12 protein-coding genes are annotated in these 11,278 nt (G+C 70.4%); 6 read left to right on the top strand and 6 right to left on the bottom strand.

Annotated features, from left to right (window positions below):
* Positions 1 to 85: 85 nt before the first annotated feature.
* Positions 86 to 1,186 (top strand): LacI family DNA-binding transcriptional regulator, encoded by a 1,101-nt coding sequence (locus ACZ6SD_RS06140; protein ID WP_465315817.1) that lies wholly within the window; start codon positions 86 to 88, stop codon positions 1,184 to 1,186.
* On the opposite strand, the gene ACZ6SD_RS06135 is transcribed toward ACZ6SD_RS06140, so the two are convergent.
* Entirely contained in the window at positions 1,187 to 1,876 is a 690-nt protein-coding gene (locus ACZ6SD_RS06135) for a hypothetical protein (RefSeq protein ID WP_465315816.1), read from the bottom strand.
* Positions 1,877 to 2,046: 170 nt separating this feature from the next.
* Here ACZ6SD_RS06135 and ACZ6SD_RS06130 point away from each other — a divergent pair, with 170 nt between their 5' ends.
* The 4 genes from ACZ6SD_RS06130 to ACZ6SD_RS06115 all read left to right on the top strand — a co-directional run bounded on the left by ACZ6SD_RS06130 (position 2,047) and on the right by ACZ6SD_RS06115 (position 4,842).
* Positions 2,047 to 2,538, top strand: a complete 492-nt coding sequence (locus tag ACZ6SD_RS06130; RefSeq protein ID WP_465315815.1) for a beta-class carbonic anhydrase — start codon at positions 2,047 to 2,049, stop codon at positions 2,536 to 2,538.
* 14 nt (positions 2,539 to 2,552) lie between these two features.
* Positions 2,553 to 3,431: an HhH-GPD family protein gene (locus ACZ6SD_RS06125; RefSeq protein WP_465315814.1), complete on the top strand. Its 879-nt coding sequence runs from the start codon at positions 2,553 to 2,555 to the stop codon at positions 3,429 to 3,431.
* A gap of 97 nt (positions 3,432 to 3,528) precedes the next feature.
* Complete coding sequence (locus ACZ6SD_RS06120; protein WP_465315813.1) at positions 3,529 to 4,539, top strand: peptidoglycan recognition protein family protein; 1,011 nt, start codon at positions 3,529 to 3,531, stop codon at positions 4,537 to 4,539.
* A 90-nt stretch (positions 4,540 to 4,629) separates the two neighbouring features.
* A complete protein-coding gene (locus ACZ6SD_RS06115) occupies positions 4,630 to 4,842 on the top strand; it encodes a hypothetical protein (RefSeq protein WP_465315812.1) in 213 nt (70 codons plus the stop codon).
* 52 nt (positions 4,843 to 4,894) lie between these two features.
* Here ACZ6SD_RS06115 and ACZ6SD_RS06110 read toward each other — a convergent pair whose 3' ends face one another.
* Both ACZ6SD_RS06110 and ACZ6SD_RS06105 read right to left on the bottom strand, forming a co-directional pair.
* Entirely contained in the window at positions 4,895 to 5,677 is a 783-nt protein-coding gene (locus ACZ6SD_RS06110) for an ABC transporter permease (protein WP_465315811.1), read from the bottom strand.
* Positions 5,674 to 6,630, bottom strand: a complete 957-nt coding sequence (locus tag ACZ6SD_RS06105; protein ID WP_465315810.1) for an ATP-binding cassette domain-containing protein — start codon at positions 6,628 to 6,630, stop codon at positions 5,674 to 5,676. Before ACZ6SD_RS06105 ends, ACZ6SD_RS06110 begins: the two co-directional genes overlap by 4 nt.
* A 156-nt stretch (positions 6,631 to 6,786) precedes the next feature.
* Here ACZ6SD_RS06105 and ACZ6SD_RS06100 point away from each other — a divergent pair, with 156 nt between their 5' ends.
* Entirely contained in the window at positions 6,787 to 7,803 is a 1,017-nt protein-coding gene (locus ACZ6SD_RS06100; protein ID WP_465315809.1) for an endonuclease/exonuclease/phosphatase family protein, read from the top strand.
* Between the two features lie 842 nt (positions 7,804 to 8,645).
* Here the strand turns inward: ACZ6SD_RS06100 and ACZ6SD_RS06095 are convergent.
* Genes ACZ6SD_RS06095 through ACZ6SD_RS06085 form a run of 3 tightly spaced genes read right to left on the bottom strand, consistent with a single transcriptional unit; the run spans position 8,646 to position 11,215 of the window.
* Entirely contained in the window at positions 8,646 to 9,443 is a 798-nt protein-coding gene (locus ACZ6SD_RS06095) for an SIR2 family NAD-dependent protein deacylase (protein ID WP_465315808.1), read from the bottom strand.
* A complete protein-coding gene (locus tag ACZ6SD_RS06090) occupies positions 9,440 to 9,754 on the bottom strand; it encodes an antibiotic biosynthesis monooxygenase family protein (RefSeq protein ID WP_465315807.1) in 315 nt (104 codons plus the stop codon). Before ACZ6SD_RS06090 ends, ACZ6SD_RS06095 begins: the two co-directional genes overlap by 4 nt.
* A 9-nt stretch (positions 9,755 to 9,763) precedes the next feature.
* Positions 9,764 to 11,215, bottom strand: coding sequence for a M1 family metallopeptidase (locus tag ACZ6SD_RS06085; protein WP_465315806.1), 1,452 nt, complete (start codon positions 11,213 to 11,215; stop codon positions 9,764 to 9,766).
* Positions 11,216 to 11,278 lie beyond the last annotated feature (63 nt).

Genomic DNA, 11,278 nt, shown 5'->3' with positions numbered 1-11,278 from the left:
GCGCCCATCGATCGGGTGGCCGCGCCAACCAGGGCGTGACCGGACCGGACTTCTGCAATTGGTTCTGAACCGTTACGGTCAGTCCATGGCGCGGTCAATGCATGTGCGACGGCCGGCGACTCTCGCGTCGCTGGCGGCGGAACTCGGGGTCTCCAGGACCACCGTGTCCAACGCCTACAACCGGCCGGACCAGCTGTCCCCGGAGCTGCGCAGACGGGTTCTGGAGACCGCGCGCAGGCTCGGCTATCCCGGGCCCGACCCGGTCGCCCGCTCCTTGCGCACCCGCAAGGCGGGCGCGGTCGGGCTGTTACTCACCGAGAACCTCTCTTACGCCTTCCGCGACCCCGCCGCCCTCGGTTTCCTCGAAGGGCTCGCGCTGGCCTGCGAGGGCGCTGGCCAGGGCCTGCACCTCGTCCCGGTCAACCCCGAGCGCGAGGACGTCGCCGCCGTGCACCGCGCGGGCGTCGACGGCTTCGTCGTCTACTCGGTGCCCGACGATGACCCGCACCTCGCCGCCGTGCTGTCCCGGCCGGTGCCGACCGTGGTGGCCGACCAGCCCACCGTCGAGGGCGTCGACCGGGTCGGCATCGACGACAAGGCCGCCATCACCGCGCTCGCCGACCGGCTCATCGCCCTCGGGCACCGCCGGATCGGCGTGATCTGCATGCGCCTCGCCCGCGACCGCAACGACGGTTTCGTGCCGGTCGACCGGCAGCAGACCGCCCACTTCCACGTGCAGCGCTCCCGGCTCGCCGGGCTGCAGGACGCCTTCGGCGCGGTCGGCGTCGACTGGGCGCGGGTGCCGGTGGTCGAGCGGTTCGACCACAGCACGGCCAGCGGGGCGTCCGCGGCCGCGCAGCTCCTCGACGCCGACCAGGACGTGACGGCGCTGATCTGCACCTCCGACATCCTCGCTCTCGGCGCGCTCACCGAGGCCAAGCGGCGCGGGCTGCGGGTGCCGCAGGACCTCACGGTCACCGGGTTCGACGGCATCCCGGACGGCGAGCGGGTGGGGCTGACCACGGTCCGCCAGCCCGTTCTGGAGAAGGGGCGCGCGGCGGGCAAGCTGCTGCTGGCCTCGGTGGACCCGACCCGGCCCCGCGAGATCACCCTGGACACCGAGCTGGTGCTCGGCTCCACCTCGGCTCCGCCGCGCACCGCGGACGAGCGCTGGTTCGGCCCCTGATCACGGGGTGATCGTGATCGGCACGCCCGCGCCAGCCAGCGGGCCGAGCTTGGCCGTCACCACGTAGTCGCCCGGGGGGACCGCCGCGCGCGTCGGCGGGCACCCCGGGGCGGACGTGCGGCCTGCCCAGGTCACGTCGAAGCCGTGCCGCTCGCCGGGGTTCAGGACGTGCCGGTGCTCGCCCTTGGCCGCGTAGCAGTCGTTGCTCGACCACACCCGCGTCGCGCCGTCGGGGCTGGTGACCACCAGTTCACGCTGCGCGCGGCCGATGTCGCGGGTGCACGGGTGCGGCCCGGTGTTGGTCACGACCAGCCGGAGGACCGGTCGCTGCCCGGCCCGGTAAGTCGGCGCTCCCAGCTCGGCGGTGACCGCGACGGAGGCGTCTGGGCAGGGCTCGCCCGGATCCGGCGGGGGAGGTGGCGGCGGTGTGGTGGACGTCGCGGCTGACGTCGGCGGTGACTGAGAAGACGTGGTCGGCGGCGACGATGAGGTGGATGGCGCGGGCGGTGAGCTGGTCGGGCCGGAGCCCGCGACCGCGGCGGCGCCCGGCGACACGTCCTGCTGCTGGTCGCCGATCAGGCCGTCGATGAGCCAGATGAGCGCGACGACGCCGAACGCCGTGCCCGCGACGGCGAGAATGCGACGCCGCAGGTAAACGCCTTTGGGCAGAGGTCCGGATGGCTCCATCACCTCGGTAACGGTATCCGCGGCCCGGCCGCCGAACGCCGGTTTTTCGCTCACCCGATTGGCGGGTATTGGTCGCTGGGGCCGCACGAAGAGTGATAATCACCAAACATGCCTTGTGGGACATGGGACATCCAGTCCACTCTTTGATCAACCGAAACTCACCGGAGGTGGCCGTGACCGCGATCGACGACCTGCTCCAGCGCCATATCGATGGCCCAGACCGCGGTGTGCCGGAGGCTCCCCCCGCGGTCCCCAGCCTGCACCTGACGATCGTGACCTGCATGGACACGCGCATCAACGTGTACGACGTGTTCGGCCTCAAGCAGGGTGAGGCGCACATCCTGCGCAACGCGGGCGGCATCGTCACCGAGGACGTGATCCGCTCGGTGTCGATCAGCCAGCACAAGTTGCAGACCCGCGAGGTGATCGTCATGCAGCACACCCGGTGCGGCCTGGCCACGTTCACCGACGACGAGTTCCGCGACAGCCTCGCGCAGGAGACCGGGCTGCGGCCGCCGTGGGCGGTCGAGACGTTCCGCGAGGTCAAGGACAGCGTGCAGCAGTCGGTCGAGCGGGTGCGGCGCAGCCCGTTCGTCCCGCACACCGACAAGGTGCGCGGCTTCGTCTACGACGTGCAGAGCGCCACGGTCACCGAGGTGGTCTAACTACACTCTCCCGGGTGCCCAGCCTCGACGTGATCGAAGTCCTCGACTGGTTCGACGCGAACGCCCGCGACCTCGCCTGGCGCAAGCCGGGCACCACCGGCTGGGGTGTGCTGGTCAGCGAGATCATGCTGCAGCAGACCCCGGTCGCCCGGGTGGAGCCGGTCTGGCTGGCCTGGATGGCGCGGTGGCCGCTGCCGTCTTCGCTTGCCGCGGTGAGCCAAGGTGAGGTCGTGCGGGCGTGGGGCAAGCTCGGCTACCCGAGGCGGGCACTGCGCCTGCACGCCGCCGCCGGGGTCATCGCCGCCGAGCACGGCGACGTCGTGCCGTCCGACATCGACACTCTGCTGGGCCTGCCGGGCATCGGCGCCTACACCGCGCGCGCCGTCGCCGCGTTCGCCTACGGGCAGCGCTGCCCGGTGGTCGACACCAACGTGCGCCGCGTCGTCGCCCGCGCGGCGCACGGCGCGGGCGACGCCGGTCCGCCGTCGACCACCCGTGACCTCGCCGATGTCGAGGTGCTGCTGCCCGCCGACCCGGCCACCGCGGCGCGCGCGTCTGCGGCGCTGATGGAGTTGGGCGCGGTCGTGTGCACCGCTCGGGCTCCTCGATGCGGTGACTGCCCGATCGCGTCGTCGTGCGCGTGGCAACGGGCGGGCCGACCGGCTTACGACGGGCCCGCCAAGGCCGTGCAGCGGTTTGCCGGGACCGACCGGCAGGTGCGCGGGCTGCTGCTCGACGTGCTGCGCGGATCACCTGATCCAGCCCCGAAAACCCGCCTCGACCTGGTGTGGAGCGACGCGGGCCAGCGCGACCGGTGCCTGCACTCGCTGGTGGTGGACGGCTTGGTCGAGCAGACCGCCGACGGCCGGTTTGCCCTGCCCGGCGAGCACTGACAGTCTGTAACGAGGTAACACGATAGTTGGTCAAGCATTGCCGGATCGTGGTGCGACGCCTACCCTCGGCTACATATCGTTGCTGAGGGAGGTCGCCATGGCCCTGACCCGACGCGCACTGCTGCGAACCGGCGTCACCGTCGGCCTGTCCGGAGCGAGCCTGCCCGCGCTGACCGGTTCCGCGCACGCGAGCCCAGCCGTCCCGATCATCGCCACCTGCGTCGACTGGGGCGCCCGCCCGCCCGCGGCGCCCATCGAGGTCCTCGACCGCAAGCCCGCCTACATCGTCGTGCACCACACCGCGACGGAGAACAGCGACGACTTCTCGCTGGAGCACGCCTACGCCCTCGTGCGGCACATCCAGAACCTGCACATGGACACGCGCGGCTGGATCGACAGCGGCCAGCAGCTGACCAACAGCCGCGGCGGCCACCTCGCCGAGGGCCGCCACCGCACCCTCGAAGTGCTGGGCAACGGCACGAAGCACGTGCTGGGCGCCAACGTCGCCAATCACAACAGCGAGGTCTTCGGCATCGAGAACGAGGGCATCTACACCGATGTCGACGTGCCCGCGCCGCTGTGGGACTCGCTGGTCGGCCTGGTCGCCTACGTCGCGCGGCAGTACGGCATCGCGCCCGCCGAGATCCGCGGCCACCGGGACTTCAACAGCACCGAGTGTCCCGGCAACGTCCTCTACGCACGCCTACCGGAGCTACGGCAAGCGGTGGCGGCCCAACTCGGCCAGTCCGTCGCCCCGCGCGAAACCTGGCCGCTGCTGAAACCCGGCGACACCGGCCCCCGCGTCCTCGCCGCCCAACACCTCTTACGCGACCGCGGTAAGACCGTCACTCCTGACGGCGTCTTCGGCGAAGAGACAGCCGCGGCGATGCGCGAGCTGAGCGTCCAAGCCGGACTCCCCTACGACCCGTGCTACGCCAGCCGCCATGCCGACGAGCGCCACCTCATCGGCGCGGGCGCCTGGCCCACCCTCATCCGCCCGGTCGACCTCGCCGACACCAGCGAGGCCGCCAAGGCCGCCCGCGCGCTGACCGGCCGACGCGCGGGCCGGATCGAAGCCCGCGACTGGCCCGGTTTGCTCGCGCGGTAAGCGGAAATCCGTCACCCGATGGAATGGTCTTGGGCCGCCACGCCCGATCGGCGGTGCGGGCGGCGGGGTGAGCTGTCAGCATGCCCAGTCATGGTCGAACCCCATAACCCATTCCGCGCCCTCTACCCGGGCGCCGACACGATGATCGGAGACCCGGCGAGCGTGGGCCGATGGACGCGCGGCCCGGCGGGTCCGCCGCTGGCTCCGGTCTGGAGCAAGGCCGTGCACGTCCCCTCCGAGGTCGCCATCCGCGCCACCTCGGCCCTCGTCCCGGCTCTCCGGACTTCCGCGCGCAACGGCTGAACGACGACGGCCGCTTCCGGGACTCCCGGAAGCGGCCGTCGCGGTCCTGGCCTCAGCCAACCCGGCGGCGGTAAGCGCGCAACGCCAGCGGGAAGAACACCGCGGCGATCGCGATAGCCCACAAGAAGGCCCAAGCCGCGTCGCCGACCCACTCTCCGCCCAAGAGCAGACCGCGGCCCGCGTTGGTCAGGTGCGTGACCGGGTTGATCTCCACCCAGCCGCGCAACCAGCCCGGCATGGTGGCCGCGTCCACGAAGACGTTGCTGCCGAAGGTGAGCGGGAAGATGAACGCCACCAGCGTGCCCGGCACCGCCTGCGGGCTCTTGACCAGCATCCCGACGAACACCGACACCCAGCACAGGCAGAGCCCGAACAGGATCATCAGCACGATCGCGATGAGGAACCGCCCCGGATCGGTCTGCACCCGGAAGCCGAGGATCATCGCGAAGCCAATGAGGACGGTCAGGGTGACGACGAACCGCACGACGTCGCCGAGGACCGCGCCGATCAGCGGCGCCGAGCGGGCGATCGGCATGCTGCGGAACCGGTCGAACACGCCCTTGGTGATGTCGGTGTTCAGCGCCATGCCGGTGCCCAGGCTGGCGAACGCGATGTTCTGCACCATCAGGCCGGGCAGCAGCAGTTGCAGGTACTCGCCGGGGCTGCCCGCGAGCGCGCCGCCGAACAGGTACACGAACAGCAGCAGGAAGATGATCGGCTGCAGCGTCACGTCCAGCAGCGACTCGGGGTTCTTGCGGATCTTGGTGACACTACGGCCAGCCAGCGCGAGCCCGTGCCGGACGGTCGCGGACGGTCCGATGTGGAGGGTCGTCATGCCGCGCTCCCTTCGATGGCCGGGACGCGGCCGGTCAGCGTCAGGAACACCTCGTCCAGGCTGGGCAGGCGCAGCGCGAGTTCGTCCGCGGTGATGCCCGCCTCGTCCAGTCTGCGGACCAACGCGGACAGCAGCATCGGGTTGTCCACCGGGCTGGAGAGCACCCCGGTCTCCTTGTTCACTAGCGGGTCAGCCCCGGTGAGCTGCCGCAGGATCGCGGCGACGGCGTTGCCGTCCGCGGCGAGCGTGGGGCGCACCTGCAGGCTCTGGCCGCCGGTGCGGCGCTTGAGCTCGTTGGGCGTGCCCGCCGCGATGACCTTGCCGTGGTCGATCACCGTGATCAGGTCGGCCAACTGGTCGGCTTCCTCCAGGTACTGCGTGGTCAGCAGGACGGTCACGCCGTCGTCCACCAGCCCGCGGACAGTAGCCCACACCTCGTTGCGGCTGTGCGGGTCGAGGCCGGTCGTCGGCTCGTCCAGGTACAGCACCTCCGGGCGGCCCACCAGGCTCGCGGCCAGGTCGACGCGCCTGCGCATACCGCCGGAGTAGGTCTTCACCCCGCGGGACGCGGCGTCGGTCAGCTCGAAGTTCGCCAGCAACTCGGCCGCCCGCGCCTTCGCCGCTGCCTTCGACAGGCCCAGCAGCTTCCCGATGAGCACCAGGTTCTCCGTGCCGGACAGATCCTCGTCCACCGACGCGTACTGCCCGGTCAACCCGATCAGCCCGCGCACCGCGGTCGCCTGCCGCACCACGTCGTACCCGCCGACCCGGGCCCATCCCTCGTCGGCCCGCAGCAGTGTCGCCAGAATCCGCACGGCGGTCGTCTTCCCCGCCCCGTTCGGCCCGAGCACCCCGAGGATCTTCCCCGCGGGCACGGCCAGGTCGACACCGTCGAGCGCCCGGGTGTCGCCGAACCGTTTCACCAGCCCCTCGGCCTCGATCGCATAAGTCATAGGTCCCCCTGATGTCTCTCTTTGCGATCCAGCGTCCACGGCCGCGCTGTCAGCCCCCGCACGCGACGCTGTCAGCGCTGTCGCCGCGTGACAGCGGTTGACAGCCGCTGGTCAGGCATGCTGGTCACATGGCGCAACGGCGAGCTGAGGAGCGGTGTGCGTAGACAGCCCACCGCGACCGACGACCTGGACCCTGAACCGCTCCGGCGGCGGCGCAGGCGCGGAGTCACGGCTTTCCTGGTCCTGTTAGTCCTGCCGCTACTCGCCATCTGCGTGCTGCGGCTCGGCCGGATCGACGGCAACCGGTTTACCGTCGCGGCGTTAGCCCTGACCCCTTATGTCGCGGGGTACGGACTACTCGTGACCCTCTTGGCGCTGGTTCTCCGCCGCGCCCTGATCACCCTGGTCGCCCTAGTGCTGACCGCGTCCCTGTCGATCCTGCTGATCCCCCGCCTCCTGGCCGACGGCGACCCGATCCCCGAGGGCCAACACCTCCGCGTGTTCTCCGCGAACCTGCTCCTGGGCCGAGCCGACCCGACCACCGTCGTCCGGCTCATCCGCGACACCCAGGCGGACCTCGTCACCCTCCAGGAACTCACCCCACAAGCCATGGCCGCCTTGGACCGCGCCGGCCTAGCTGACCTGCTGCCCTACCGCGTCCTCCGCACCCGCCCCGGCGGCGAGGGCAGCGGCATCCTGGCCCGCGTCCCACTGCGACAGATCGTGCTGGTGCGGGACCGCATGTCGTTCGAGCAACCCGCAGCCGTAGTGGACCTTTCCGGCCCGGTGGACATCGAGATCCTCTCGGTGCACACCATCCCACCCGTCCCCAACGCCACCGCCAGACACCGCTGGACCCAGGAACTGGCCGCCATGCCCACCCCCGACCCCCGAGGCCGCCCCCGAATCCTCTCGGGTGATTTCAACGCCACCCTCGACCACCGCGCCCTCAACGACCTCATGGATCGGGGCTACTACGACGCAGCGGAACTCGCAGGCGAAGGACTACGCCCCACCTGGTCCCAACCCCCCTTCGGCCCCCCAGTGACCATCGACCACATCCTGGTAGACCGCCGAGTAGGCGTCACCACAGTCGCCGTCTACGACCTCCCCGGCAGCGACCACAACGCCGTCCTCGCCGAACTGGCCCTCCCCTCAGCCCCGCGAAACTAGCTCCCAACGGGAGAAAGCAGCACACCCGCCCCGGCCGATGCGCACCCGGATCCGCCAGTGCCCGCCGATCTCCCGACCACCCATGATCGCGAGTTATCCACAGCCCCGACGCACCCTCTTCCTCTCGCTGACCTGGGCCGATAGACTGGAGCAGGGCCCGGCCCCCAGGGCGGGTGGGGTTTGTTGTGGGGGCTGTGGGGCTGGCGAATGACGATCTTTCGCGGGCTCGGTGCGGCCTGCTCACCTGCCAGCCGCACCGAAGATTCGCCAGGGCGCTCGACAGGGCGGCGCAGCGCCCTTGCCCAAGCTGCCAACCGCACCTGAAGCAGCCAGATCCCCGACGCAGGTGGACAGCACACCCCGCCTATTCACCAGGCCGAGTCCGCGCTCGTCAGATGCTGGAAGCAGTAGAAGCGGCGAACCCGCCCTCCTGCCAACCGCACCCAAAGTTGCCAGGCCCCCGGTGAGAACGCACCCGCGAACCCACCCTCCCACCAGACAGCATCAAAGCCGCCAAGTGCCAGATGGACGAGCGGGACAGCGAACCCGCCTACCTGCCAGCCGCGCGGCTCTGCCAGGTGCCCGGGGCTGAACAGAGAACCAGCCCCCTACCAGCAGGAACCCGAATCTGCCAGGTGCTCGATGGGGTGGAGTGGTTTCTTCGGGGGAGAAGGAAGATCGCTAAGCTGGCTCCGCGCGTGTGAGGCCGGAGGCTTCCCACCCGTCTTTCACACGGCGATCTTCCTTCATAGGGGCCCCGAAGAAACCACTCCACCCCATCGAGCGGACCCACGAAACCCAGCCCACGGAACCCCATCGAGCAGACAGCCAGCCCAAGACCGTCACAACCGAGACTGAATCCCAGACAGCGCCTCAACAGCCCCCATAGCAAGCGAAACCCCGCGCCCATGCCGAACCTCAGGCTCACGCGGATTGATCCGAATCAGATTCCCCGTAGCGGCACTGGCCAACTCAGCATGCCGACGAACAGTCGACACCGCGGTCCCCGCCCCAATCTCCACAACCACCAGGTTCCGCCCATGCTGAGCCCGCCGCCAAGTCATCAGGGCGTCAAGAGCCGTCTGGCTACGGTCAGGAACCCAATGCGCGTCACCGAACATGAGGATGTTCGGCCGCGCCAAGCTGCCACAATCCGGGCACTCCGGCAGCGGCCCGACAGCGCGCAGAGTCTCCGGGTCGACCTCGATGTCATCCCCCGCGGGCCACACCTCGTGCCTGCACGGAAGGGTGCACTGGAGGTGGTGGATAGAACCGTGCACTTCGGCGACGTCGGCGAAGCCCGCCTTCTGGAACTGCCCGTCAACGTTCGACGTGAACACCCGCGCGTCCCATTTGCGCAGGATCTCGAAGCCCGAATGCGGCACCGTCGCGCGGTACAGGGCCAGCCGGTGCCCGTAGAAGCCCCACGCCAGTTCCGGGTCGTGCGCGAAGTGCACCGGATCGGCCAGTTCCTCGAACCGCAGCCCCAGCCGCGCGTAGGGCGGGTAGGCGCGCCAGAAGCCTTCGCTGCCGCGGAAGTCGGGCAGGCCGGAGTCGACGCCCATGCCCGCGCCCGCGCAGACCAGGACGGAGTCGGCGGCGGCCACCATGGCCGCCGCCTGGTCGAGCGCGTCGGTCATTCGGCCGCGCGGGGGCCCGCGGTGTGCACGACCTCGAACTCCAGGAGGCTGGAGCCGGTGCCGACCGGCTTGGCGCGCTCGCCGGAGTGGGCTTCCTTGGCCGAGCCGCCCATCCACGCCTGGAAGTGCTCTTCGGTCTCCCATCGGGTGTAGACGAAGTAGCGGGTCTCGCCCGAGGTGGGGCGCAGCAGCTCGAACCCGAGGAATCCGGGCTCGCCTTCGACGGCGCCCAGGCGCGCGGCGAAGCGCTTCTCCAACTCGGGTCCGGCGCCCTCGGGCACCTCGATCGCATTGATCTTCACGACTGCCATGCCGTCAGCCTACTGGCGCAGCGGCCCCGGGTAGAGGAACTCGTCGGCGGGTTTGGCCGCCTGGTGGAACCAGGCGTCGAAGAAGCGGCTCAGGTCCTGGCCCGCGACCTGCGCGGCCATGGCCTCGAACTCCGCCCAGGACGCGTTGCCGTCCTTGTGGGTCGCGGTCCACTTCTTGAGGAGCTCGTCGAACTTGGGGTCGCCGATCTGCCTGCGCAGGGCGTGGATGGCGAGCTGGCCCTTGTCGTAGACGGCGGTGAACTCGTTGCCCGCGCCCATGTCGACCAGTTTGCGGTTCCAGTAGCGGGGGCGTTCGGCGTTGCGGGCCACCTGGGTGCGGTAGCGCTGGTCGAGGTTCTCGCTGTCCTTGGCTTCGGCCCACATCCACTGCGAGTAGGACGCGAGGCACTCGTTGAGGCAGATGTCGGACCAGTTCTTGACCGACACGCTGTCGCCGAACCACTGGTGGGCCTGCTCGTGGACGACGACTTCCAGCTCGGCCCACTTGGCGTAGATGGGCCGTCCCTGGGTTTCCAGAGAGAACGGCATGTTCTCGTTGAGGAAGATCCCGCCCGCCGCGCTCTGCGGGTACGGGCCGAACTTCTCGGTGAGGAACGCCAGCACCTCCGGCATCCGCGCCTGGATGGGCTTCTTGTCCTCAGCGCCGGGGGCGTAGGCGTTGACCACGGGGGTGCCGTCGGGCAGCGCCGACCGCTCGAAGGTCCACTTGTCGATGCCGACGGTGGTCAGGTAGGGCGCGATCCGGTTCGGCTCCACCCAGGTGTGGGTGGTCCAGCCCGCGTCGGTCACCGGCGGTTCTTCCCGGCCGTTGGAGATCACGCTCCAGCCCTCGGGCACCCGCGCCGACAGGCGGAAGGTCGCCTTGTCCAGCGGGTGGTCGTTCACCGGGAACCAACTGCTCGCCGAGTGCGGCTCCCCGGCCACGAACGCGCCGCCGGAGGTGGCGATCTGCCAGCCGCCCTTGCCCAGCGGCGTGTCCTTGCCCGCCTCGGGGACGCCCGCGTACTTGACCCGGGCTTGGAACGACGCGGCCTTGGCGACCGGCGCGGCCGGGGTGACGACGAGTTCGTGCTCGCCCGCGCGGGCGAAGGTCGCCGCCGCGCCGTCGACCTCGACCGAGGCGACCTCGAAGCCGGTGAGGTCCAGGTTGAACCGGGACAGCGCGTCCGCCGCGGTCGCGGTGACCGTCGTGTCGCCTTCCAGCCGCTTGGTAGACGGGTCGTAGCTGATGCTCACCGCGTAAGAGGTGACGTCGTAGCCGCCGTTACCGTCGTCCGGGTAGTACGGGTCGCCGATGCCCTCGGCGCCGACACCGCCAGTCACCTGGGGTTTCGGCTCGGGTGGCGCCGGGGACGTCGTCGGGGCGGGTTCCTCGGCGACGTTCGTGCAGGCCGTGAACGCGGTCGCGGCCAGCAGGACGCAGACGAGGCGAGGGGACATCGAGCACTCCAAGCTGGTCGGGGCCCCCATCATGACCCGTGCCCTGTGTAGCCGGAGTTGCCT

Source organism: Actinokineospora sp. NPDC051303 (assembly GCF_055586285.1).
Note: the sequence above shows the minus strand (reverse complement) of the source record. Positions and strands in the feature narration are given on the sequence as shown.